The 26,102-nt window shown below is 59.1% G+C and carries 18 protein-coding genes; 10 read left to right on the top strand and 8 right to left on the bottom strand.

Translation table 11 applies throughout. The features are described 5' to 3' along the window. Positions 1-207 precede the first annotated feature (207 nt). From ssuE to ssuB, 5 genes are read left to right on the top strand one after another with little or no spacing between them, the layout of a single operon-like run. Positions 208-786, top strand: coding sequence for an NADPH-dependent FMN reductase (ssuE, locus tag ACJ8HT_RS10615; RefSeq protein ID WP_197652041.1), 579 nt, complete (start codon positions 208-210; stop codon positions 784-786). 24 nt (positions 787-810) lie between these two features. Then, positions 811-1,776: a sulfonate ABC transporter substrate-binding protein gene (locus tag ACJ8HT_RS10610; protein WP_126178717.1), complete on the top strand. Its 966-nt coding sequence runs from the start codon at positions 811-813 to the stop codon at positions 1,774-1,776. Between the two features lie 20 nt (positions 1,777-1,796). Further along, positions 1,797-2,945 (top strand): FMNH2-dependent alkanesulfonate monooxygenase, encoded by a 1,149-nt coding sequence (gene ssuD / locus ACJ8HT_RS10605; protein ID WP_197652042.1) that lies wholly within the window; start codon positions 1,797-1,799, stop codon positions 2,943-2,945. Positions 2,946-2,956: 11 nt separating this feature from the next. Then, a complete protein-coding gene (gene ssuC, locus ACJ8HT_RS10600; RefSeq protein WP_060440270.1) occupies positions 2,957-3,751 on the top strand; it encodes an aliphatic sulfonate ABC transporter permease SsuC in 795 nt (264 codons plus the stop codon). After that, positions 3,748-4,521 carry an aliphatic sulfonates ABC transporter ATP-binding protein gene (ssuB, locus tag ACJ8HT_RS10595; protein WP_159317868.1) on the top strand — a complete coding sequence of 258 codons (774 nt, stop codon included), beginning with the start codon at positions 3,748-3,750 and terminating at the stop codon, positions 4,519-4,521. The genes ssuC and ssuB overlap by 4 nt, the downstream gene beginning before the upstream one ends. 56 nt (positions 4,522-4,577) lie before the next feature. Here the strand turns inward: ssuB and pepN are convergent, their stop codons facing one another. Then, positions 4,578-7,196 (bottom strand): aminopeptidase N, encoded by a 2,619-nt coding sequence (pepN, locus tag ACJ8HT_RS10590; RefSeq protein WP_197652043.1) that lies wholly within the window; start codon positions 7,194-7,196, stop codon positions 4,578-4,580. A gap of 335 nt (positions 7,197-7,531) precedes the next feature. On the opposite strand from pepN, the gene ACJ8HT_RS10585 reads away from it, so the two are divergent. The 5 genes from ACJ8HT_RS10585 (at position 7,532) to ACJ8HT_RS10565 (ending at position 15,168) form a co-directional block, all read left to right on the top strand. After that, positions 7,532-9,232 carry a diguanylate cyclase gene (locus ACJ8HT_RS10585; protein ID WP_197652044.1) on the top strand — a complete coding sequence of 567 codons (1,701 nt, stop codon included), beginning with the start codon at positions 7,532-7,534 and terminating at the stop codon, positions 9,230-9,232. Between the two features lie 255 nt (positions 9,233-9,487). Continuing rightward, positions 9,488-10,693, top strand: coding sequence for a nicotinate phosphoribosyltransferase (gene pncB / locus ACJ8HT_RS10580; RefSeq protein ID WP_126179014.1), 1,206 nt, complete (start codon positions 9,488-9,490; stop codon positions 10,691-10,693). Between the two features lie 213 nt (positions 10,694-10,906). Then, entirely contained in the window at positions 10,907-12,307 is a 1,401-nt protein-coding gene (asnS, locus tag ACJ8HT_RS10575) for an asparagine--tRNA ligase (RefSeq protein ID WP_033642576.1), read from the top strand. Positions 12,308-12,608: 301 nt separating this feature from the next. Continuing rightward, the gene (ompC, locus tag ACJ8HT_RS10570) at positions 12,609-13,733 is read left to right on the top strand and encodes a porin OmpC (protein ID WP_342142860.1); all 1,125 of its coding nucleotides are present in this window, start codon (positions 12,609-12,611) and stop codon (positions 13,731-13,733) included. Positions 13,734-13,977: 244 nt separating this feature from the next. After that, on the top strand, positions 13,978-15,168 hold the full coding sequence (locus ACJ8HT_RS10565) for an amino acid aminotransferase (protein ID WP_060421780.1): 1,191 nt from the start codon (positions 13,978-13,980) through the stop codon (positions 15,166-15,168). Between the two features lie 72 nt (positions 15,169-15,240). On the opposite strand, the gene ACJ8HT_RS10560 is transcribed toward ACJ8HT_RS10565, so the two are convergent. The 7 genes from ACJ8HT_RS10560 to cmoM form a co-directional block, all read right to left on the bottom strand. Further along, positions 15,241-15,888, bottom strand: coding sequence for an MBL fold metallo-hydrolase (locus ACJ8HT_RS10560; protein WP_049195843.1), 648 nt, complete (start codon positions 15,886-15,888; stop codon positions 15,241-15,243). Positions 15,889-15,952: 64 nt separating this feature from the next. After that, positions 15,953-16,501: a YcbK family protein gene (locus ACJ8HT_RS10555; protein WP_025302289.1), complete on the bottom strand. Its 549-nt coding sequence runs from the start codon at positions 16,499-16,501 to the stop codon at positions 15,953-15,955. Between the two features lie 180 nt (positions 16,502-16,681). Next, complete coding sequence (ldtD, locus tag ACJ8HT_RS10550; protein WP_071605332.1) at positions 16,682-18,490, bottom strand: L,D-transpeptidase; 1,809 nt, start codon at positions 18,488-18,490, stop codon at positions 16,682-16,684. A 220-nt stretch (positions 18,491-18,710) separates the two neighbouring features. Next, complete coding sequence (gene mukB / locus ACJ8HT_RS10545; RefSeq protein ID WP_197652045.1) at positions 18,711-23,159, bottom strand: chromosome partition protein MukB; 4,449 nt, start codon at positions 23,157-23,159, stop codon at positions 18,711-18,713. Next, positions 23,156-23,884 (bottom strand): chromosome partition protein MukE, encoded by a 729-nt coding sequence (gene mukE, locus ACJ8HT_RS10540; protein WP_033637863.1) that lies wholly within the window; start codon positions 23,882-23,884, stop codon positions 23,156-23,158. The genes mukB and mukE overlap by 4 nt, the downstream gene beginning before the upstream one ends. After that, a complete protein-coding gene (gene mukF, locus ACJ8HT_RS10535) occupies positions 23,865-25,187 on the bottom strand; it encodes a chromosome partition protein MukF (RefSeq protein WP_004928228.1) in 1,323 nt (440 codons plus the stop codon). The genes mukE and mukF overlap by 20 nt, the downstream gene beginning before the upstream one ends. After that, positions 25,184-25,969, bottom strand: coding sequence for a tRNA uridine 5-oxyacetic acid(34) methyltransferase CmoM (gene cmoM / locus ACJ8HT_RS10530; RefSeq protein WP_015377334.1), 786 nt, complete (start codon positions 25,967-25,969; stop codon positions 25,184-25,186). Before cmoM ends, mukF begins: the two co-directional genes overlap by 4 nt. Between the last annotated feature and the right edge of the window lie 133 nt (positions 25,970-26,102).

Here is a 26,102-nt window from a genome sequence, read left to right as displayed (position 1 = left end):
CCCGCCCAATTGGAATTGATTAAAGGCAAAAAAAGCCGTTTTTACGCAATCGTTTTCTCTCTTCGCCGCCAAATCGGCGCCAATCCGCTTTTACGCATATCGAAATCAAAAAATGAGATTTAAAAAACGCGCCCGATTGCTGGTAGGTTTAAAACACTTCCTATTGATTTTCTAATTAACCCTAACTTTTAGTTATAAGGAGTGGCAATGCGCGTTATATCACTGGCCGGCAGCCCACGCATCCCATCACGTTCCGCAGCGCTGCTCGCGCTGAGTCAGAACTGGCTGCGGCAGCAAGGGGTGGAAGTGACGGCTTATACCCTGCACGACTTCGATGCCGAAGACCTGCTGTACGCCAACTTCAACAGCCCGGCGATCAAGGCGTTTGCCGACCAGCTGGCGCAGGCCGACGGCCTGCTGATTTCCACGCCGGTTTATAAAGCGTCGTTCTCCGGCGCGCTGAAGACCTTACTGGATCTGCTGCCGGAACGCGCTCTGGATCATAAGGTGGTGCTGCCGCTGGCGACAGGCGGTTCGGTCGGTCACATGTTGGCGGTGGACTATGCGCTGAAACCGGTGCTGGCGGCGCTGAAAGCGCAGGAAGTGCTGCACGGCGTGTTCGCCGACGACAGCCAGGTCCAACTGACCGGCGAAGGCGCCACGCTCACCGACACCGTCGCCGCCCGGCTGGAAGAGGCGTTGGATAGTTTCTATCTGGCGCTTGGCCGCCGCAAACCGCCCGCGCTGCGCGTCACCACACCGCTGACGGCGCGTCAGATCGCCTGAAACGCCTGGAAAAGGAGAGCCTGAATGAAAAAACGCATCGCTTTACGGCGCTGGCTGAGCGCCGCTACCCTCACCGGCCTGCTGTCGCTGGTCTGGGCCAATGCCGCCGCTGCGCAGGATCCGGCGCAGTTCCGCATCGGCTACCAAAAAGGATCGGTCAGCCTGGTGCTGGCGAAGAGCCACCGGCTGCTCGAGGAGCGTTTCCCCGCCACCCGCATCAGCTGGATCGAGTTTCCCGCCGGCCCGCAGATGCTGGAGGCCTTGAACGTCGGCAGCATCGATCTGGGCAGCACCGGCGATATTCCACCGATCTTCGCGCAGGCCGCCGGCGCTGACCTGCTGTATGTCGGCGTTGAGCCGCCCAAACCGAAGGCGGAAGTGATCCTGGTGCCGGAAAACAGCCCGATCAAAACCGTCGCCGATCTGAAAGGCCATAAGGTCGCCTTCCAAAAAGGCTCCAGCTCGCACAACCTGCTGCTGCGATCGCTGCAAAAGGCCGGCCTGCAGTTCACCGATATCCAGCCCGCCTATCTGACGCCCGCCGATGCGCGCGCCGCCTTCCAACAGGGCAACGTCGACGCCTGGGCCATCTGGGATCCTTACTATTCCGCCGCGCTGCTGCAGGGCGGCGTGCGAGTGCTCGGCGACGGCACCGATCTGAACCAGACCGGTTCCTTCTATCTGGCGGCGCGCCCCTATGTCGAAGCCAACGGCGCCTTTATCAGCCAGGTCTTGACGGTGCTGACCCAGGCCGATGCGCTCACCCGCAGCGACCGGGCACAAAGCGTGACCCTGCTGGCCAACGCCATGGGGCTGCCGGAACCGGTGATCGCCAGCTATCTGGATCACCGCCCGCCGACCGCCATCACGCCGCTCGATGCGCAGACGATCGCCGCGCAGCAGCAAACCGCCGACCTGTTTTACGCCAACCGGTTAGTGCCGGTGAAGGTCGACATCTCGCAACGCATCTGGCGCCCAAGCGCGCAATAAACAATGGGAGAACATTGACGATGAGCCTGAACGTTTTCTGGTTTTTACCCACCCACGGCGACGGCCATTATCTTGGCAGCGCACAGGGAGCGCGCAGCGTCGATCACGGTTATTTGCAGCAAATCGCCCAGGCGGCGGACCGGCTGGGATTCGGCGGGGTGTTGATCCCCACCGGCCGTTCGTGCGAAGACTCCTGGCTGGTGGCCGCCTCGCTGATCCCGGTCACCCAGCGGCTGAAGTTTTTGGTCGCGCTGCGGCCGGGCATCATCTCCCCTACGCTGGCGGCGCGCCAGGCGGCGACGCTGGATCGCCTGTCCAACGGGCGCGCGCTGTTCAATCTGGTCACCGGCGGCGATCCGGAAGAGCTGGCGGCCGAGGGGCTGCACCTTAGCCATGAAGAACGCTACGAAGCCTCAACCGAGTTCACCCACATCTGGCGCCGGGTGCTGGAAGGCGAAACCGTCGATTTCGACGGCAAGCATATTCAGGTGAAAGGCGCCAAACTGCTGTACCCGCCGGTGCAGCAGCCGCGCCCGCCGCTCTATTTCGGCGGATCCTCCGCCGCCGCGCAAGATCTGGCCGCCGAACAGGTAGAACTGTATCTCACCTGGGGAGAGCCGCCGGCGCAGGTTAAAGAGAAGATCGAAGAGGTGCGCGCCAAAGCAGCGGCGAAAGGCCGCCAGGTACGCTTCGGTATCCGCCTGCATGTCATCGTGCGGGAAACCACCGAAGAGGCCTGGCGCGCCGCCGACCGGCTGATCGCGCACCTCGATGAGGAAACCATCGCTAACGCGCAGCAGGCCTTTGCGCGTTTCGACTCCGTCGGCCAACGGCGCATGGCGGCGCTGCACGGCGGCAAAAAGGATAACCTGGAGATCAGCCCGAACCTGTGGGCCGGCATCGGCCTGGTGCGCGGCGGCGCCGGCACCGCGCTGGTGGGCGACGGCCCGACGGTCGCGGCGCGCATGCAGGAATATGCCGATCTGGGCATCGACACCTTTATTCTCTCCGGCTATCCGCATCTGGAAGAGGCCTACCGCGTCGGCGAACTGCTGTTCCCGCACCTCGATCTGGCGCAGGAGGAAACGCCCGTGCGCCTTCAGCCGGTGCGCCCGCAGGGCGAAGTGGTGGCCAACATCTATGTTCCGCAAAAAGTGTCGCAGAGCTGAGGAGCGCCCCGATGGCAAAGAACGCGCAACGCATCCTGTATCGGCTGGCCCCCTGGGCGCTGCCGCTGGCGCTGGTGATCCTCTGGCAGATCGCTGTCGAAACCGGCTGGCTGTCCAACCGCATTTTACCGGCGCCGAGCGCAGTGCTGGCCGCCTTCTGGAGCCTGAGCCAAAGCGGCGAACTGTGGCAGCATCTGAGCATCAGCAGCCAGCGCGCGTTGATCGGCTTTGCCATCGGCGGCAGCATCGGGCTTACCCTCGGCTTTATTACCGGGCTGTCGCGCTGGGGCGAACGCCTGCTGGACAGCTCGGTGCAAATGATCCGCAACGTGCCGCACCTGGCGCTGATCCCGTTGGTGATCCTGTGGTTCGGCATCGATGAATCCGCCAAGATCTTTCTGGTGGCGCTCGGTACGCTGTTCCCGATTTATCTCAATACCTACCACGGCATCAAAAACATCGATCGCGGCCTGTTGGAGATGGCCCGCAGCTACGGCCTGAGCGGTTTCCGCCTGTTTACACAGGTGGTGCTGCCGGGCGCGCTGCCGTCGATTATGGTCGGCGTGCGTTTCGCTCTCGGCTTCATGTGGCTGACGCTGATCGTCGCCGAAACCATCTCGGCCAATTCGGGCATCGGCTATCTGGCGATGAACGCGCGTGAATTTCTGCAAACCGATGTGGTAGTGGTGGCCATCGTGCTGTACGCCCTGCTCGGCAAGCTGGCGGACGTGGGCGCGCAGCTGCTGGAGCGCGTCTGGTTGCGCTGGCATCCGGCCTATCAACTGAAACAGGGAGAAGCACTATGACCCTTCCCGCTCGCCTTGCGCAAGGCACGCCGGTGACGCTGGAGTCCATCGGCAAAGGTTACGGCAACCGCACGGTGCTGGACAATATTCAGCTGCACATCTCCGCCGGGCAGTTCGTGGCGGTAGTCGGTCGCAGCGGCTGCGGCAAAAGCACCCTGCTGCGCCTGCTGGCCGGCCTGGAACAGGCCAGCAACGGCGTGCTGCTCAGCGGCAACGCGCCGCTTGCCGCCGTTAAAGAGGATACCCGGCTGATGTTTCAGGATGCGCGCCTGCTGCCGTGGAAAACAGTGATCGACAACGTGGGGCTGGGGCTGCGCGGCCAGTGGCGCGATGCGGCGCTGCAGGCGCTGGACGCGGTCGGCTTGGCGGATCGCGCCCGCGACTGGCCGGCGGCGCTGTCCGGCGGGCAAAAGCAACGGGTCGCCCTGGCGCGCGCGCTGATCCACCGCCCTCGCCTGCTGTTGCTGGACGAACCGCTCGGGGCGCTGGATGCCCTGACGCGCATCGAGATGCAGGGGCTGATAGAAACGCTGTGGCAACAGCACGGTTTTACCGTGCTGTTGGTCACGCACGACGTCAGCGAAGCCATCGCGCTGGCGGATCGGGTGATCCTGATTGAAGAGGGGCGTATCGGGCTGGATCTCTCCCTCGATCTGCCGCGGCCGCGCCGCAAAGGCTCGGCCCGGCTGGCGGAACTGGAAGCCGAAGTGCTGGAACGGGTATTATCGCCGCCGGTTACCGGGGCCAGCCCGCGCCAGGCGGCGAATTGAACGTATAAAAAAAGGGACGGCAAAAGCCGTCCCTTGATCTATTCAGCGTGAAAAAATCAGGCGTCGAGCGCCTTGCTGATCTTCTCGTACAGATCGCCGGACAGGTTTTCCAACCCTTTCAACTGTTCCAGCGCCTTGCGCATCAGCGCCTGGCGGCCCGCGTCGTAACGCTTCAGGCGAATCAGCGGTTCAATCAGGCGCGCGGCGATCTGCGGGTTACGCTGGTTGAGATCGCTGAGGATCTCCGCCAGGAACTGATAGCCGCTGCCATCCGCCGCATGGAACGCCGCCGGGTTACCGGAAGCGAAGCCGCCGATCAACGAGCGGGTGCGGTTCGGGTTGCTCAGGCTGAACGAGCGGTGTTGCAACAGCGCACGCACCTTGCTCAGCACGTCTGCCGCCGGGCTGCTGCCCTGCAGCACGAACCATTTGTCCATCACCAGGCCATCCTGATGCCAGCGCTCGTCGAACGCCGCCAGCAGCGCATCGCGGCACGGCAGCTGGGCCGCGACCGCGGCGGACAGCGCCGCCAACGAATCGGTCATGTTATCCGCCTGGCGATACTGTTCGCTCACCAGCTGATCCGCAAGCGCCACATCTTCGCCGAACGCCAGGTAGCCCAGGCAAACATTGCGCAAGGCGCGCTTGGCGATCTCGGCGTGCTCCACGCGGTAGCCGTCGGTCTTGTTGGCGTGATACACCGCCAACCACTCATCGGCCAACTCACGCGCCAGGCAGCGTACTATCGCTTCGTGCACCGCAGCGATCGCTTCCGGATCGATGGTGGCGAACAGCTCGGCGATTTCGTTCTCCGACGGCAGCGTCAGGATCTGCGCCGCCAGCGCCGGATCCAGTTTTTCGTCCAGCAGCACCGCGCGGAACGCATCGGCCACGTGCAGCGGCAGCGACAACGGCTGCTTCTGCTGGTGCCGCGCCACGTTCAGCTTGATATAGGTCGCCAGCAGGCTCTGCGCCGCATCCCAGCGCGCAAATTCATTGCGCGCGTGCTGCATCAGGAAGGTCAGCTGCTGGTCGCTGTACGGATAGTCCAGCTTCACCGGCGCGGAGAATTCGCGCAGCAGCGACGGCACCGGCTTGTGCGCCACGCCGTCGAACACGAAGGTCTGCTCCGCTTCGGTGACGTTCAGCACGTTGTTGACCGGCAGACCGCCCTTTTGCAATGGAATGACGTTGCCTTCGCTGTCGTACAGTTCGATATCCAGCGGGATATGCAGCGGCAACTTCTCCGGCTGATCGGCGGTTGGCGCGGTTTTCTGGCTGACATACAGGCGATACTGCTGGGTTTCCGCGTCGTATTCGTCGCGCACCGTCAACAGCGGCGTGCCGGACTGGCTGTACCAACGGCGGAAGCGCGACAGATCGACGTTGGACGCATCCTCCATCGCCTGCACGAAATCGTCGCAGGTGGCGGCGCTGCCGTCGTGGCGTTCGAAATAGAGCTGCATCCCTTTCTGGAAGTTCGCTTCCCCCAGCAAGGTGTGCATCATGCGGATCACTTCGGAACCCTTTTCATACACCGTCAGGGTGTAGAAGTTGTTCATCTCGATCACTTTGTCCGGGCGGATGGCGTGCGCCATCGGGCTGGCGTCTTCGGCGAACTGCGCGCCGCGCATCACGCGCACGTTATCGATGCGGTTGACCGAGCGCGATCCCAGATCGGAACTGAACTCCTGATCGCGGAACACCGTCAGCCCCTCTTTGAGGCTGAGCTGGAACCAGTCGCGGCAGGTCACGCGGTTACCGGTCCAGTTGTGGAAGTATTCGTGGCCGATCACCGCTTCGATGTTCAGGTAGTCCTTGTCGGTGGCGGTTTCTGCCTTCGCCAGCACATATTTGGAGTTAAAGATATTTAACCCTTTGTTCTCCATCGCGCCCATATTGAAGAAATCGACCGCCACAATCATATAAATGTCGAGATCGTATTCCAGGCCGAAGCGGGTCTCATCCCACTTCATCGAGTTCTTCAGCGAAGTCATCGCCCAGTCGGCGCGATCCAGGTTGCCGCGATCGACGAACAGCTCCAACGCGACCTTACGGCCGGAGCGGGTGGTGAAGCTGTCGCGCAGCACGTCGAAGTCCCCCGCCACCAGCGCGAACAGGTAGCAAGGTTTCGGGAACGGATCCTGCCATTGCACCCAATGGCGGCCATCGGCCAATTCGCCCTGGCCGATGCGGTTGCCGTTCGACAGCAGGAACGGATAGCGCGCCTTGTCGGCCACTATGCGGGTAGTAAAGCGCGCCAGCACATCCGGGCGATCCTGATAATAGGTAATGTGGTGGAAGCCTTCGGCTTCGCATTGCGTGCACAGCGCATCGCCGGACAGGTACAGCCCTTCCAGGGCGGTGTTTTTCGCCGGGTGAATATCGTTGACGATGGTAAGAGTGAATTGTGCCGGCAACTCTTCGATAATCAGCTGGTTATCCTGCTGACGATAGGCGCTCCACGGTTGACCGTCGACCTGAATGCTCACCAGCGTCAGATCTTCGCCATCCAGCACCAGCGGGGCGCCGGCCGCGCCCTGACGTTTGATTTTACTGACGGCGGTCACGCGCGTGGTTTCCGCGTCCAGACTGAAGTCCAAATCGATATCGGTCGTGGTGTAATCAGGGGCGCGATAATCGTGGCGATATTTTGCCTGTGGCTGTTGTGTCATAAAAACCCTTAAACGTCTCAGTGAGTTATAGGTGCAGGCCGCTCTTCTCCTCCGCGCCGCAGCCGGTGTGTTCACCTGCGGCGCACGGCGGACCTGATTGTGAATAAACTGTATCACAGCTGGCCGAAAAGCCCAGAGCCGCCGGGCGACCACGAGAGAGAAATCAGAGGCAAATCATAAATCGCCCGCCAGACGACAGCGCGGGTGACCAATGGCTAAATAGAAATCAGCATTTAATGCTAAAAAAACGCCGTCCGGGCGCGCCGGCATAGTTGAGGCGGCACAGGCGGCATAGTGGTATAATTGCCAAATCAGGCCCAGGGATGACTCGCACTATGAAAATCAAATACGCAATCTATTTTTTTACCCTGTGCCTGATGACCTCCTTCTCGCTGTTCATCGTCGAGGAGCTGCTCGAAGCCCATACCGACTACCGCGATAACCAGCTCAACCTGTATAAGATCGATCGCGCCAAAGAAATTTCCGAGGCCTTCCAGGCTTCGCTGCAGGCTCACCGCCTCAAACGATTGAGCCTGATCGATCCGCAAATCACCCGCGCGCAATGTTTGGCCGCCGATCGGGTGGCGCGTGAGAAAATTACCCGGATCCGCGAGCATCTGAACGATCCGGTCGTCAGGCAGCTCGGGGTGCGGCAAAAAATCGCCGCGCTGTCGATGATCGGCCTGATGGAACAGCTGTTGGATAACGACAACCTGCAGCTTTCGCAGGTCAACAACGCCAATGCCAATCTGTTCAACATCAACAGCGCCTATTACATCTCGCAAACCAGCAAGAGCTATTACCGCTACACCTACGATACCCGGATGGTGGATACCGATTCCTTTATGTTTCTCGAGGCCATTCGCCTCAACAACCGGCTGAATATGTCACTGACGGAGTTAAGCGATCAGATTATCGACGTCAACGTCAACCCGCTCGATCGCAAAGACGCCTACCTGAAGTCCATTCAGTTGACCGGCGTGCTGAACGCACTGAGCACCCGATTGATCTTCATGAAGATCAACTACGACGACGTGCAAACCACCGAGCTCGTCAATCAGTTGCTCACCCTGGTGTCGACCGAACGTCTCAAACAGATCACCGATGGGTTATACACCGCCATCAATACCCAAAAACCCTATCCCGCAGCGCTTATTTCGCGCTATGTCGACGAGCTGAGCGGGCTTTCGCAGGCGCTGTATCAACGCAGCTTCGAGCTGGAAACCGTCGCTTCGCGTCACAAAATTTACGATAGCCAGACCACCATTTACGGCATGATCGCGCTCGCCGGCCTGGTGGTGTTGCTGTTCATCTTGCCGGCGCTGGTGTTCTGCACCAACATCAACCGTTGGCTGACCAAGACTCACAACAATATCGTTCGGCTGTCGCGCGGCGAGATGAATATCGATCGCAACGACGCCTTCTACAGCCGGGAACTGATCGCCATCAGCGACGCCATTCAGCAGCTCAGGCAATACCAACTGGACAAGGTCTCGCTGGAAAGTGAGAAGCAACTGCTGATTAAAGAGCTCGAAGCCTCTTCCTTCCTCGATCCGCTCACCAATATTTATAACCGCCGTAAATTCTTCCTTGAGTGTCAGCTGCTGGGTGACAGCAGCTATCCACAGGCCTTTTGCCTGATCGATATCGACAACTTCAAACAGCTCAACGACAGCTATGGCCACGACGTAGGTGACCAGGCGCTGGTAGCATTCGGCCACCTGCTGCAACGCGCGTTCCGCGCCAGCGACATTTTCTGCCGCTACGGCGGCGAAGAGTTCGCGGTGCTGTTGGGCAACTGTTCGTTGGACAACGCGCGGGACATCATGGAGCAATTGCGCACCCGTACTCATCACCTGACGCTAAATCTGACCGACGGACGGCAAGTGCGTTTCACCACCAGCTGCGGCATTGCGCCGGTCAACGCGTTCACCGCGCTGCAGGCGGCGATCAAACAGGCGGATGAAGCGCTCTATTTTTGCAAAAAGAACGGCAAGGATCGGGTCAGCGTACACACTCAGGTCGGGTTTATCTGATTCGCTGTTTAAAATAATTAACATTATAATTTTTATGACTAATTAGGCTAAGTCATTCACCTTACAGGCATATCTGGCTTTTTTTCTTCCCCGTCGCCGCCAGGCCGCCATAAAGGCACGTTTAATCCTCGACCCGCTTTGGTGATTTATGGTGTGATGCAGCTTCAATAACAGGATAATCCGGGTATACTCCACCCCCACTTTTATGATTATCCGGATTTGGACACGCGCCTGACGAGGATGCTGTAACGCGCTATGACTCAATACGCTTCCCCGATTTTGACATCACTGCTTGATACCGATGCTTATAAGCTTCATATGCAGCAAGCAGTGTTCCATCGCTATCCCGCGATCAGCGTGGCGGCGGAATTCCGCTGCCGCGGCGACGAACTGCTGGGCGAATATGCCGACGAGATCCGCGCACAGGTGGCGCTGATGAGCCGGCTGGCGCTGACCGACGCCGAATTCGCTTATCTCTCGGGCCTGCCCTTCTTCCGTCAGGATTATCTGAACTGGCTGCGGACGTTCCGCTACGATCCGCAGCAGGTGATCGTCGAGAACCGCGACGGCAAACTGCACATCCGCATCGCCGGGCCGTGGCGCGAAGTGATCATGTGGGAAGTGCCGCTGCTGGCGGTGATCAGCGAAGTGGTGCACCGCCGCCGCTCTGCGCAGGTGACGCCGGAACAGGCGGTGGCACATCTGCAGACCAAGCTGGCGCAGTTCAAGACGCTGGCGGGCGATCTGGACCTTTCGCGCTTCAAGCTGATGGACTTCGGCACCCGTCGCCGTTTCTCTCAGGGCGTTCAACAGGCCATCGTCAGCACCTTGCAGGCCGAATTCCCGTACCTGTCGGGCACCAGCAATTACGATCTGGCTCACCAGCTCGGCCTGGCGCCGGTCGGCACGCAGGCGCATGAATGGTTCCAAGCGCACCAGCAGATAAGCCCGGTGCTGGCCAACAGCCAGCGCGCCGCATTGCAAGCCTGGCTGGATGAATACCCGGACCAGCTTGGCATCGCGCTCACCGACTGCATCACCATGGATGCCTTCCTGCGCGACTTCGGCCCTCAGTTCGCCGAGCGTTACCAGGGGCTGCGCCACGATTCGGGCGATCCCGTCGAGTGGGGTGAAAAGGCCATTGCCCACTACGAGAAACTGGGCATCGACCCGATGAGCAAAACGCTGGTGTTCTCGGACAACCTGGATCTGGAAAAAGCGCTGGCGCTCTATCGCCACTTTTACCAACGCATCAACCTTAGCTTCGGCATCGGCACGCGCCTGACCTGCGATATTCCCGGCGTCAAGCCGCTGAATATCGTGATCAAACTGGTCGAGTGCAAAGGCAAACCGGTGGCCAAGCTCTCCGACAGCCCCGGCAAAACCATCTGCCAGGATCAGGCATTTGTCAGGGCCTTGCGCAAAGCCTTCGATCTGCCGCTGGTGAAGAAAGCCAGCTGATCCTTCTTTATATATAAAGAAAGCCGGCCCGGTTCACGCGCCGGCTTTTTTGTTTTTATCCCGAACGCCCTCTTTTCAGCCAGCCACGATAAATGTTGCGCCAATCCGATGATTTCTGCTTGTGCTCTGCACCGCGGCAAGTAACATAGCCATTACCCCCATATTCTTGGGTTGTAAGCTATTTCTAAACCAAATTATTAAAGAGAGAAATCTATGAGCGTAGTGCCTGTAGTCGACGTACTGCAAGGTCGTGCTGCGGTTGACAGTGAAGTCACCGTACGCGGCTGGGTACGTACCCGGAGAGATTCAAAAGCTGGTATCTCCTTCCTGGCCGTCTATGACGGTTCCTGCTTTGATCCGTTACAGGCCGTCGTTAATAATTCTCTGCCGAATTATCAGGATGAAGTGCTGCACCTGACCACCGGTTGCTCGGTTGAAGTGACCGGCAAGGTCGTCGCTTCACCGGGCGAAGGCCAGAGCTTCGAACTGCAGGCCACCGCGATCAAAGTGGTCGGCTGGGTCGACGATCCGGACACTTACCCGATGGCGGCCAAACGCCACAGCATCGAATACCTGCGTGAAGTGGCCCACCTGCGCCCGCGCACCAATCTGATCGGCGCCGTGGCGCGCGTGCGTCATACTCTGGCACAGGCGATTCACCGCTTCTTCCATGAAAATGGCTATTTCTGGGTGTCCACCCCGCTGATCACCGCCTCCGATACCGAAGGCGCCGGCGAGATGTTCCGCGTATCCACGCTGGATCTGGAAAACCTGCCGCGCACCGACAAGGGCACCGTCGACTTCAGCGAAGACTTCTTCGGTAAGGAAGCCTTCCTCACCGTTTCCGGCCAGCTGAACGGCGAAACCTACGCCTGTGCGCTGTCCAAGGTTTACACCTTCGGCCCAACCTTCCGTGCTGAAAACTCCAACACCAGCCGCCACTTGGCCGAATTCTGGATGATCGAACCGGAAGTAGCCTTCGCGACGCTGGACGACGTTGCCGGCCTGGCCGAAAGCATGCTGAAGTATGTGTTCCAGGCAGTGCTGGATGAACGCGCCGATGACCTGAAATTCTTCGCCGAACGCGTAGATAAAGACGCTATCGCACGTCTGGAGCGTTTCGTCTCTTCCGATTTCGCTCAGGTGGACTACACCGACGCCATCGAGATCCTGCTGGCCTCGGGCCAAACCTTCGAAAACCCGGTTTCCTGGGGTATCGATCTCTCTTCCGAACATGAACGTTACCTGGCTGAGAAACACTTCCAGGCGCCGGTGGTGGTGAAAAACTACCCGAAAGACATCAAAGCGTTCTATATGCGCATGAACGAAGACGGCAAAACCGTCGCGGCCATGGACGTTCTGGCACCGGGCATCGGCGAAATCATCGGCGGCTCGCAGCGTGAAGAACGCCTCGACGTGCTCGACCAGCGTCTGGAAGAGATGGGGCTGAATAAAGAAGACTACTGGTGGTATCGCGATCTGCGCCGCTACGGCACCGTGCCGCATTCCGGTTTCGGCCTGGGCTTTGAACGTTTAATCGCCTATGTCACCGGCGTGCAAAACGTGCGCGATGTGATTCCATTCCCGCGCACACCACGTAACGCAAGCTTCTAATTTATACGATCAAACGTTTTTTAAACGATTTCGTTACAAAACAAAGGCCAGCCTCGCTGGCCTTTCGCATTTTTTAATATTGACGCACGTCACAAAGTTCCCTAAAAATTACATTTAGTTACACATACTTTCTTTTTGCAACCTGATTGGGACATTGGTATCATTTTCGTCCTAGATTAACCCGCCTGTGAATGGAACACTGCGTTCAGACACAGGACGACACCAATCTATCAACAATAGTTCCCAAAGAATTATTGGCGGCAGTGGCAAAGGTGTCCGAATAACACCAATGAGGGTAATAATGATGAAGCGCAACATTCTTGCAGTGGTTATCCCGGCTCTGTTGGCTGCTGGTGCAGCAAACGCAGCTGAAATCTACAACAAAGACGGCAACAAGCTGGATCTGTACGGCAAAGTTGACGGTCTGCACTACTTCTCCAAAGACAAAGGTAATGACGGCGATCAGACCTATGTTCGTTTTGGCTTCAAAGGTGAAACTCAGATTACTGACCAACTGACCGGTTACGGCCAGTGGGAATACAACGTTCAGTCCAACCACTCCGAGTCTCAGGGCACCGAAGGCACCAAAACCCGTCTGGGCTTTGCCGGTCTGAAATTCGCTGACTACGGCTCCTTCGACTACGGCCGTAACTACGGCGTACTGTACGACGTGGAAGGCTGGACCGATATGCTGCCAGAGTTCGGTGGCGATACCTACACCTACACCGACAACTTCATGACTGGCCGTACCAACGGCGTTGCGACCTATCGTAACAACAACTTCTTCGGTCTGGTTGACGGCCTGAACTTCGCTCTGCAATACCAGGGCAAGAACCAGAACGACGGTCGTGACGTTAAGAAACAGAACGGCGACGGCTGGGGTATCTCCTCTACTTATGACATCGGCGAAGGCGTAAGCTTCGGCGCTGCATACGCTTCTTCCAACCGTACCGACGATCAGAAACTGCGTTCCAACGAGCGTGGCGACAAGGCTGACGCATGGACCGTGGGCGCGAAATACGACGCCAACAACGTTTACCTGGCGGCCATGTACGCAGAAACCCGTAACATGACTCCATTCGGCGGCGGTGACTTCACTAACACCTGTGCTGCTTCTGAAAAATGCGGCGGCTTCGCCAGCAAAACTCAGAACTTCGAAGTGACTGCTCAGTACCAGTTCGACTTCGGTCTGCGTCCAGAAGTGTCTTACCTGCAGTCTAAAGGTAAAAACCTGAACGTCCCAGGCGCGGGTTCTGACCAGGATCTGGTTAAATATGTTTCTGTTGGTACCACTTACTACTTCAACAAAAACATGTCCACCTACGTTGATTACAAAATCAACCTGCTGGATGACAACGCGTTCACCAAAGCAACCGGCACTCCTACCGATGATATCGTAGCCGTTGGTCTGGTATACCAGTTCTAAGTTGTCTTGCTTAACGGCGGTTCACCGTCGGCTAAGTTAAAAAACAGGGCTTCGGCCCTGTTTTTATTTGTGTCAGCCGGTAACTTTTTATCCTGCCAATTTCCCCTTCCCCATCATTTTTTCTGTCTAACACTCCCCCTTCGCAAGATCGCGGTGTTTTTGTCGCAAACGGTTGGCAAAGCCGGTAACTGGCGTTACCCTGATGCTTCTGTCTGCTTAACTCCGAGATTTGGAAGCACCTGACATGTTTGAAAAAATCACCGCCGCACCCGCCGACCCGATCCTGGGCCTGACCGACATTTTCCGCGCCGACGCCCGCCCGAATAAAATCAATTTAGGGATTGGCGTTTATAAAGACGAAACCGGTAAAACCCCGGTGCTGACCAGCGTAAAAAAAGCTGAGCAGTATCTGCTGGAAAATGAGACCACCAAAAACTATCTCGGTATTGAAGGCATCCCGGCGTTCGCCAGCTGCACGCAAGCGCTGTTGTTCGGCAAAGAGAGCCCGATCATCGCCGATCGTCGCGCGCGCACCGCACAGACGCCAGGCGGCACCGGCGGCCTGCGCGTGGCGGCAGACTTTATCGCTAACCAGACCAGCGCCAAACGCATCTGGATCAGCAACCCAAGCTGGCCGAACCACAAGAACGTCTTTAGCGCCGTGGGCCTGGAAGTGCTGGAATACGCCTACTACGACGCCGCCAACCACGCGTTGGATTTCGACGGCCTGCTGAACAGCCTGAAACAGGCGCAGGCCGGCGATGTGGTGCTGTTCCACGGCTGTTGCCATAACCCGACCGGTATCGATCCAACGGCGGAGCAGTGGGCGCAGCTGGCCGAACTTTCCGTCGCCAACGGCTGGCTGCCGCTGTTCGACTTCGCTTATCAGGGCTTCGCCAATGGACTGGAAGAGGATGCGCAGGGCCTGCGTATTTTCGCCGCCAAACATAAAGAGCTGATCGTCGCCAGTTCCTACTCGAAAAACTTCGGTCTATACAATGAGCGCGTCGGCGCTTGCACCATTGTGGCTGCCGATGCCGAAACCGCCGATCGCGCCTTCAGCCAGGTGAAAGCGGCGATTCGCGCCAACTATTCCAACCCGCCGTCACACGGTGCGGCCGTGGTCGCCACCATTCTGGGCAACGACGCGCTGCGCGCGATGTGGGAGCAGGAACTGACCGACATGCGCCAGCGTATTCACCGCATGCGTCAGCTGTTTGTGAACACCCTGCAGGAGAAAGGCGCGCAGCAGGACTTCAGCTTCATCATCCAGCAGAACGGCATGTTCTCGTTCAGCGGCCTGACCAAAGAGCAGGTGCTGCGTCTGCGCGAAGAGTTCGGCGTCTACGCCGTGAACTCAGGCCGGGTGAACGTGGCCGGCATGACGCCGGACAACATGGCGCCGCTGTGCGAAGCCATCGTCGCCGTGCTCTAAAAGCATCGACGCAGGTCATAAAAAAAGGGGCGCTCTATGCGCCCCTTGATTTTTCCTGCCGGGAAATAATCGTTACCACACCGCCGGCTCTTCGCGCAGGAACGGGTTGGTCTGGCGCTCGTGGCCGAAGGTCGACATCGGGCCATGGCCGGGAATAAAGCGCATGTCGTCGCCCAACGGCAGCAGTTTGGTACGAATAGAGGCAATCAGCGCCTGATGGTCACCGCGCGGGAAGTCGCTGCGCCCCACGCCGCCGTTAAACAGCACGTCGCCCACCAGCGCCAAACGCGCCTGCTCATTGATAAAGACGATGTGGCCCGGCGTATGCCCAGGACAGTGCAGCACCTTGAGCGTCATCTCGCCCACCTGCATCTCATCGCCTTCCAACAGCCAGCGGGTCGGCGTCAGCGGCGCGCACTCTTCCAGTCCAAACATCCGACTCTGCGCCGGCAAACCGTCCAGCCAAAACGCGTCTTCTTTATCCGGGCCGTAGATCGGCACCTGATAATGGTCCGCCAGCTCCGCCGCCGCACCGACGTGATCCAAATGACCGTGCGTCAGCAGAATCTGAGTGATCGTCACCCCCTGCCGCGCGACTTCCGCTTTGATTTTCTCCGCTTCACCGCCGGGATCGACCAACGCCGCCTGCTGCGTGTTTTCGCACCAAATCAGGCTGCAATTCTGGCTAAAGGCGGTAACGGGAATAAGATGGTATTTCATAAGGCTCCAACGACAATAACGCCGCATCCGCAAGGGGCGGCGTTATTCACTGATGGCACAGCGATTACCAGGTCCGAACCGGGCCGGTATCGATGTGTACGAAGTTGCTACGTGGGTAATATCCTACACCACCGGCGCGCATTTTTAACGCCGCTTTACGGATATTACTCAATTGGATGCCTTCGATATGGAAATCCATCGCCTGGCCTTTGGTGTGGTAGCTGTGCTTGGCCACGCCGCGGCTATGCGCACGCAGTTCGTTGTTGGTATCTACGGAACGGTATCCGGAGATCAGCTGCACCGGCTTGCTGGTGCCCAGCAGCCCCTGCAGGCGATAGAGGTGATCAAACAAGCGGGGATCGATCGATTTAACCTTGTTGGCGCGATAATCGCGGAACAGATGATTTAGCCGCACCAACTCTTCTTTATTGTAACCTTTGCCGTCAAAGAACTCGGCTTTAATAGATTCACCGGTATTCAGGTTATTCAACACTAAAATACGCGGTCGAGCGGTGGAAAGACTGGCAAACGCCTGCCCTGGAAGCAGCGCTATGCCCATAGCGGCGCCACCTAGCGCCAGCCATTTACGGCGGTGATGATCAATTTTGTCCATGACTCTGTTAAACCCGGCAAGAATGTCAAAATAAATGCACAAAGCAGCGCACTGTCCGAACCATAACCGCCTGCGTATGCTGAGTCAACCCGCGATACGCCTAGGTTTACAGGCCCCCGGCGACGAGGGCCTGCGGTATAGCCAAACATTCTGACCGTTATTTATTTATAATTACTGCATTTACTGCATTAATTTTTTGGCCTGAGCCAAAATTTGTGCGCCCGATCGCACCGTATTATCATAATTGTAAATATCTGTACGGAATTGCGGTTGGCCGTCATCCGAAACCCAGGCGGTCAGATAATACAGTTTTACGGGAATACGCTGGCGAATATTCACATAAGTGGTATTCCCCTCTTTCAGCGTGGAAGACACGCGGCTGTTGTTCCAGCCGGCGTCCTGCAGCAGCATATTCGCCAAATCGGAAGCCTTGTTCACCCGCACGCAGCCGGAGCTGAGCGCACGGATATCTTTCTGGAACAGGCTGTGGTTCGGGGTATCGTGCAGGTAGATGGCGTCCGAGCTCGGCATATTGAACTTGAAGCGCCCCAGCGAGTTGGTGGCACCCGGCGCCTGACGGACGCGATACGGGAAATTGCGCGCAGAAACCATGCTCCAGTCGATCATCGCCGGGTTGATCACTTCCGCATCGTTGCTCCAACCCGACAGCACCGTATAGCCGTGTTTCTGGAAGTAATTACCGTCGCGCATCGCCTTCGGCACAATGTCCTCGCGCACCAGCGTAGTCGGCACGTTCCACGGCGGGTTGACCACCACGTTGTTCAACGCGCTGCTCATCAGCGGCGTCTTACGGCTAGGCCGCCCGACGATAACGCGGGAAGACAGCACTTCATTGCCGTTCTGGTAGTAGGTCAGCGAGTAGTTGGGAATGTTCACCATAATGCCGGTGCCGACATGCCCCGGTAAAATTCGCAGGCGTTGGATATTCAACGCCAGCAGCGCGGCGCGGGTTTTCGGTGACACGTTGAGCCACTCACGGGTGCGCACGCCGATCACGCCGTCCGCCGTCAACCCCTGCCATTTCTGGAAGCGCTTGACGCCCTCCACCAGCTCATTGGTATAAAGATTGTCGCTCACCACGCTGCCAATCTGCGGCGGCGTCTGCTCCGCAGTCAACTCCGTTACCGGCGCCGCCGATGGGCTGACCGTCACGCGGCTTTTCTCTTCGTCTACCGTCAGCCCGCCGTCGTCGGGCTCATTGCTCTTCGCCGAAACCACCGCCGGTTCCGGCTCCGCTTCCGGCGCCGAGGCGGCCAGCATGCCGGTACGCGTCAGGATCTCACGCAGCGCCGGGATATCGTTGCTCATTTGGCCTGGGCGCAGGCTCGGGCCGCTGCCCACCTGTGGCCACGGACGATTGTCCGCCAGCATGTCGCGCAGCGCCTGATGCATCTTGGCGTATTGCGGATGCTGCGGCGCGAGCGAATTCACATAGCTCAGGGTACGCGCCTGGCGCACCGCCAGCTGCCATTGGTTGATCACCGCGGTGGGCGGCAAGCCAAGCTTGTAGGGAATATTGCTGTACAGCCAGTTGTTGCCGTTGGCACCGATGGCAGAGACGAACTGCAAATAGCCCAGCATCGCATCGGACAGCACCGCATCGCGGCCCGCTTCACTGAGCGCCGGATCGGTCAACATCTTCACCCATTGGGTAAACTGCGGCTGCACGCCGGACATCGCCAGTTCGGCCAGCTGCTGCTGAAACTGCTGAACGGCTTCGCGATCCTGCCACATCGGCTGCATGTGATTCGCCGCATACAGCGGTGCCAGCGTGGAAAGGTAGTGCAAATCCATGCCGCGCGGCAACGCGGCCAGCAGCTCAGAACGGCTCTGCGCAACGGACATGCCTGCTGATGCCACCGGCAACGCCGTAACGGTAGCCGATGCGGAAAACGACGACACAAGACTACAGGCGATAGCGCCACTCAGCGCCAAACGTCGTAGAGAGTTTCCCTTTTTAAGCAACATCCCTTGCCCCCTGTATGCTCACAAAAAAAACGTCAAAAACTGCATATAGTTTCAGTATACAAACAGAAAGGCCGTTTCGCCCTGCGGGCGTCGAATAACTGTTTATGTGATTAAACTAACCGCTTTTCAACGGATAAAAAAGCAGGACTATCATCCACGCGCACAAAAAAATAGCCACCCTGCGGCGGCTATTTTCGGATTTTTAGGGCGTTTTTCTGCGTTACGGCGTTTCAACCGGCGCAGTACCCAGCGCCGGCGGCTCGCCGGCGAAACCGCGCAGCCCCACCACGTGCACATGCTCGTGGTTCTGGAACACTTTACGCACCAGTTTATAGGTGGTGCCCTTCTCCGGACTGATGTTTTCCGGCGCCGCGATGATCAGCTGCATCTCCAGACGGTCGCACAGTTCGAACAGCGTAGCGATCGACTTGGCATCCAGACGCGCCGCTTCATCGAGGAACAGCAGGCGACACGGCGAGATGTCTTTACCGCGCAGGCGGCGGGATTCTTCTTCCCAGCTCTGCACCACCATCACCAGGATTGACATCCCGGTACCGATGGCTTCACCGGTAGACAACGCGCCGCTTTCCGCACGCAGCCAGCCGTCGGAGCCACGGTATACCTCCACTTCCATCTCCAGGTAGTTGCGGTAGTCCAGCAACTCCTCGCCGATGGTCTGTGGCGTGCGCTGCCCCATGTCGATCTGCGGATTCAGGCGCTGATACAGCTTGGCCAACGCTTCGGAGAAGGTCAGACGGTTGCTGTTGAACAAATCCTGATGCTGTTCCTGCTGCTCGGAGAGCACATCCAGCAGGGTGGCATGCGCTTCGCGCACATTGACGTTCAGGCGCACGCTCTTCACCTGGCCGAAGGAAACGGCCTGCAGACCCTGGTTCAGCATGCGAATGCGGTTCTGTTCGCGCTGAATGGTTTTGCGAATGATGTTGGCCACGCTTTTCGAACTGATCGCCAGCTTCTGCTCGCGCGCGGTCAGCTCTTCGGTCAGACGGCCCAGCTCAATTTCCATCTGTTCGATGGCCTCGACCGGATCGTCGGTGCGGATGATGTCCTGACGGATGCGCTCGCGCAGGTGCTGGTACACCGCGATATAGAACTGAATCTTACGCTCCGGCCGCTTCGGATCTTCCGACAGGCGCAGCACATCGCGCAGGTGTTCGTTATCCGCCACGGCCAGACGCAGCGCACCGAGCGCCTTATCCGACATCGAGCGCAGCTCGTCGCCATCCATATACGCCAGCTCGCGGCGGTGCAGGCGGCGTTCCACGCCGTTGTCTTTCACCAGGCGCATCACCGCGCACCAGCCCGCCTTGGCGGTCACCACCTGCTCACGCAGCTGATGATAATCGCGTTCCAGCTTGCGCAGTTTCTTCTGCAGGCCGTCCATTTCGGCTTCGCAGAAGGTCAGCTGCTTCTCCAGCTGGTTGCGGCGAGCGCGGTTGTTGCTCAGCGCCGCATGCAGTTCGTCGCGACGCGCACGGGCGCGCGCTTCGGCATTGGCGTCGGCCTGCACGCCGATGTCCACCAGCTCTTGGCTCAGCTCTTTCAGCATGTCGCGCTTGGCGTCGTACGAGCTTTTCAGCGAGGCCAGCACCTGGCTGTACTGGGTGAACTGGGTTTGATACTGACGCAGTTGCTCACGGGCGCGGGCGCGTTCGGCTTCCGCCTGCTCCAGACGCTGGCGCAGCTTATCGTTCAGATCGTTGTTGGCATTCTGCATGCCGGCAGAATCGGTGTAGCTGAAGTGCGCACGACGCTGCACCACTTCAGTGAGCGCGAACGCCTGCTGTTTAGCCTGACGCTGCACGCTTTGCGCCTGCGCGTAATCCTGCTGCAGCTGTTCATGCTGCTGCGGATCGCTCTGCAGCACCGACAGCAGCGGTTCCAGCTTGGTCAGCGACATGCCGTGCTGTTGGATATGACGCGCGGCGTCCTGCGCTTCTTCCAGCTCTTCGCGGATCTCGTCGACGCGGTCCTGCAAGGTTTCATCGTTCAGCAACGACACCAGCGGCATCAGGCGGTTGAGCGCGGAAATGCCCTCTTTGGCCTGTTCGTACTGCTGACGCTGCTGCTGGTTCTGCGCTTCGTGATTGTTCAGCGCGCGTTCGATCTCGCCACGACGGGCGTTCAGACCGCGGATCTCCGCTTCCGGGTCGGCGTCGAACGCCACCGCCAGATGGGTACCGATAAAGCGGCTGAAAGCCTGGTGCGAACGCTGGGTTTTCTGCACGTCGAACGACAGCGTGGCGTAGCGCTCCGCCAGCGTTTCACGCTCGGCATGCAGCACTTCCAGACGGTTTTCGCGCGCCGCGCGGCCGAACAACGGCACTTCCGGATAACGGGAGTAACGCCACTGGCGATCGGCGATCTTCACCACCACCGCTTTGTCCTGCTCTTCGACGGCGAACACGCTGTCATCGAACGACTGCGGATCCCCTTCGATCAGGTAAAGATCTTCCGGGCAATCTTCCAGCCCTTCAAGCATCTCGCGCACCAGCGACAGATCCGGCACCACGATAGCGTGGCGCGAAGGGCCGTACAGCGCCGAGAAGTAAGGCGCGTCGTCGATGGTGACGTCATCGTAAATTTCCGACAGCAGCACGCCGCCGAAACGTTCGGCCAGCGTGACCAGGCGCTGATCTTCCGCGCCGCCCGGCTGGCTGAGACGCTCGATCTGCGCTTCCACTTCACGTTTGCGGGCCGCCACTTCGTCGCGCTCGACGGTGGTTTCACGCTCGCGCTCTAGCAGCTGCTGCATGTATTCGGTCACCTGCTGGCTGTTTTCCAGCGGCTCTCCGCTCTGATCGCTGAGCTGGCCCAGGGCGTCCTGCGCCGCCAGCCACACCGGTGCGCGCGCCGTCAGCTCACGGATACGCTGCTGGATCTGCTCCAGCTCCTGGCGCATCTCCATACGGCGTTCACCGGCTTCGCTGACGTTCTGCGACAGCGCTTCCAGGCGCTCTTCCAGCTCCTGCTGCAGCATATCGAGATCGTCAGGCTGGTACTCTTGGCCATGGCGTTTGCAAAACTCTTGCAACAAGCGCTCGGCATCCTGCTGCGAGCGCAGGCGCTGTTCCAGTTCGCTCAGGCGCAGGCGCAGGGGCTGAACGCGCTCGGCGAGGTGCTGCTGCGAAGGCCAGTCGCGCAGCAATTCGCGCGCGCACTGCCAGGCTTCGCTGCGGCTGACCTGGCCGGCGATTTTCCCCACCAGCTGATAGGCCTGCTCGAACTGGCCGTGCGCGGCGTCGGCCACGCTCAGCTTCTGTTCCAACATCAGCAACGCTTCGGTCGCTTCCTGTTCGCGGGCCTGGAAGGTGTCCAGCCACTGTTCGGCGTTATCGGCGGTCAAATCCGGCAGTTGGCACAGGGCGCGCGCGCGCTCCAACGCTTGCAGCGCCTGCTGGTACTGAATGGCGCGGGTCTGCTGCACGTCGAGCGCCTGCTGGTAGTCGGCCAGCTGGCTCTTCAGCTCGTCCACTTCCAGCTCGGCCGCTTCGGCGCGCGCTTCGTTTTCGGCCTGTTGCTCGCTCGCCTCGGCCACCACTTCGTTCTGCTCTTCCAGACGGTAGGTCAGCTCTTCCAGATCGGCTTCATAGCGTTCTATCTTCTCCTGCTGACGCATCGCCGTCTGCACCAGATTCAGGTGGTCGCTGGCGGCCTGGTAATCGGTTTCCAGATCGGATTCGGCACCGCTTTGTTCGCTCAGCTCACGCGCCATTTCCACATGGCGATACTGTTCGGCGGCCAGCTGCTTGCGGCTGCCAAACAGATCGCTGCGCAGCGCCAGCGCGCCGTCCAGATGGATGCGGCGTTCGTTGGCGTGGCGCATATAGTCCGCCGCCACATAGGAAGTGGCCTCGGAGATTAAATGCTTGAACAGGTCGCGATCCGACTGGGTGACGCGGATGGCTTCCAGCGTCATGCGGTTTTCGCGCAGCGCCGCCTCCATGTCCTGGAACGCCTTGCGCACGCCGCTATTTTCCGGCAGCAGATAGTCGCGCAGCGAGCGGGTGATGGCGCTTGAGATACCGCCGTACAGCGACGCTTCAATCAGACGGTAGAACTTGCTGCGATCGGCGGACGAACGCAGGCGTTTCGGGATCACGCCCAGATCGAACATCAGCGAGTGGTAATCGGTGATGGAGTTGAACTGCTTAAACTGCACCCCCTCCATCTCTTCCACGCGATCCTTCAGCTCCTGCAGCGACAGCACGCGCGCCTGGCGATCCCCCACGGTCTGGGTCAGCAACTCGGTCGGCTGCACCGCGGTCGGCAGGCCCTGGATGGTGAACGGTTTGATGTCGACCTTGCGATCGCGCCCCGCCACCTGCTGCAGACGCACGCCCACCACCACGCGCTGGTGGCGCGAGTTGACGACGTCGAGGGTGGAGTAACACACGCCGGCGCGCAGCTTGCCGTGCAGGCCTTTATCGCGCGAGCCGCTGGTGGCGCCCGCTTCGGTGGTGTTACGGAAGTGCAGCAGCGTCAGATCGGGGATCAGTGCGGTGACGAAGGCCGCCATGGTGGTGGATTTCCCTGCCCCGTTACCGCCGGACAGCGTGGTCACCAGCTCATCCAGATCAAAGGTGCGGGCGAAGAAGCCGTTCCAGTTAACCAGCGTCAGCGAGCGAAATTTACCGCGTTCAATCATTCCTGTTCATCCTCTGCACCGTCAGGAGCGTTATCAACCTGCTGATCCTCAGCCTCATTCTCATCGTTCAGCGACAGGCTGGTTTCAACCGGCATCGCCTCGCCGTCGCGAATCATGCGCAGCTGCGCTTCACGCGGATCGTCGCCGCTGCGCACGTCGGCGCCGAAGCGGAACACCGCCTCGGTAATGCGGAACTTGCTGCTGTCATTGCCCATGAAGTAGACCATGCCGAGGCGGCGCAGGCGGTTCAGCGAAGTGCGCACCTTTTCGTGCAGCTTCTGCCGATCGAGATCCGAGCCGGTGGAGCGCTGGTTGACGAACTTCAGCAGTTTGTTCTCATCGGCCAGGCTCAGCAGCTCGTCGTACAGCTCCTGATGGCTGAAAATGCCCTCATGCGCCAGGCGCTCGGGGCTGAGATACAGGTAGCACAAGATTTTACCGACCATCATATCCAGCTCGGACAGCACCGAACGCGGGATCAGCGTGGTGGAGCGCGGGCGCAAATAGAAGAAACCTTCCGGCGCCCGAATCAGCTCGACGCTGTAACGGGTGTAAAATTCTTCCAGCTCATCCTGGAAATCCATTAAAAAGGCGTGGTTGTCCAGCTCATCGATACCGATGTGACGACCCGCGCGCAGTTGGCTGTCCAGCGCCGGGAACAGCGAGTTGGACAGTGCCTTGGCCAGCTTGACTGGCATTACTTGTTCAATATTTGTCGATGACATGGGCCTGGACCTTGGCTCCGTAATCATTGATTGCCTGCCATTCCGCCGGCAACCCTGAGAAATCTGCTTCAGCCACACCGAGGCGCACTGCCTGGTCGACCACTAAGCGTGCCACGTCGAAATGACGCGCACGCGGATATTGCGCCAGATAATCGCGCATCACCGCTGCAAGGTTGAGCGGCATCTGCTGTTCCTGATACACCTTCAGCGCCTCTTCGATCATTGCCGCCAGCTGTTCGCGAATTTCGCTGAACTCTTCGAACTCCAGATCCGGCGGCAGTTCCCCGGTTACTTCCTCGCTGCGCAGCGCCAGTTCTTCGTCGCGCATGTCCAGCAGACGATCGGCATTGGCATGGGTCAGCGCCCACGGGTGGTCGAAATAGGTTTGCACCGACTGGCGCAGGCGTTGGGCGAACACGCGGTTTTTATCCATATCGATAGCGGTACGGATAAATTTATGTACGTGGCGATCGTAGCCGATCCACAGGTCGATCGCCTGCTGGCCCCAGCTGATGATGCGATCCAGCTTGCTTTGCAGATCGAACACCAGCTTGTCGACGAAGCCCAGCTCCACGTTGCCGAGGGTCGCGTCCTGGATGCGCAGCAGGTTGGCCTGCAGCTTATCCCCCGCCGCATCCAACGTATCTTGCAGCTCGCGCAGGGTGCCCGAGGTTTCCGACAGCAGCATCTCGCAGCTGGAGATCGCCGCCCGCCAGTCTTTGCTCAGCAGCGCCGCGATGTCGTTTTTCACGCTCTGCTGCTGCTCGTCCATCACGCGTTGGGTCATGTCGATGCTGTCGAAGATTTCCGCCACCGAATATTTCAACGGCGCAAACACGTTGCGGTGCCAATGGAAATCGTCGCCGCCCTCGTCGGCGGCGTCGGCGGCGCGCTTGAGTTCCTGCGCCACGATCGACAGCTGCATCGACAGACGCAGCGTGGAGAATTCGCGTTGGCGAATATAGTAATCGGTAATGCCGATCCCCAGCGGCGTGAGGCGGTAAATCGCATTGCCGTCCGCCAGTTCGCTGGTAAAGCGGTTCAACAGGCGCTGGCGCACCATGTCGTTGATCGCATTGTTGGCGCGCATCGCCACCGTTTCATGCGTCTGTTCAAAACCCTTGCTGACATGGCGAAATGCATCAACCAGCTCACCTTCGCTCATCTCGCCGTCCAGCCGTTCGCCGTTCAGGGTGGCGATGGCGAGCAGAAATGCGAGACGCTCCGTAGGGAGCGAAATAGAGAAATCATTTTTCCGTGCCCAGGCGACCAGTTCGGGTACTGTCTGGGAAAATTCACTCATAGTTCGTCCTTCAGGTTTGGTTTATGCGCCATGACGTGAATATAGCGCCCCAAACTCACGTACGGCTCCTGCCGGCAATAGTGCTGTTCAAGCGCCAGTAACTCTTCAAATTTTTGTGTTTGCAGCTGTCTGCTCTGCAGATAGTCGTGGAACACCCGCACGCCGGTTTTGCCGCCGATGCGCATGCCCAGCTGTTCCAGCCAACCGTAGACCAATAGCGGATCGTGCGGATATTGCGGCGACAGCGAACGCTTGCGGCGCCGCCTGACCTCGGGATCCACCAGTTGGAAATTACCCAACACCACGTTGCGCATCAAGAGGCCGTTGGCGTTGAAGAACATCAGCGACAGCGCGCCGCCCGGCGTCAGGCAGTCATACAACGCCTGCAGCGCCGCTTCGGGCTCGGCGATCCATTCAAGCACTGCATGAAACAATATCAGATCAACCGGCTGTTCCAAATGTTGAGCGATATCCTGCGCAGAACTTTGTACGAATTGCATGTTCTGGCTCACACCTTTCTGCTCAGCCAGCTGCGCGGCGCGCTGGATCATCTCACCAGAAAGATCGCACAACAACACCTGATGTCCTAATTCTGCCAGCTGGCAGGCCATATGGCCTTCACCGCCCCCGGCGTCGAGGATGCGCAGCGGCCGCTGCGGCAACTGCGCCAGCAGCCCGGTCAGATCCTGCCAAACCACCGCCTGGCGGATTTTTCCTTTCGTGGTGCCGTAAATATTACGCGCAAATTTTTCAGCAATATCGTCAAAATTACGATCCTGCATGGACAACAGCTCCGCTGATCTCATTCTTGTCGGCGGCAAAGCGCACGCCCATTCAAACCTGCTATTTTGGCACAGACTGGCTTAGAATGTATCTTCTTGCGGCCTGTTTATGCCTGGATGCCGCTTTTTCACC

Source organism: Serratia sp. CY44782 (genome assembly GCF_052168715.1).
Classification (GTDB): Bacteria; Pseudomonadota; Gammaproteobacteria; order Enterobacterales; family Enterobacteriaceae; genus Serratia; species Serratia nevei.
The sequence above is the reverse complement of the archived record's forward strand: the minus strand, read 5'-3'. Positions and strand labels throughout refer to the sequence as shown.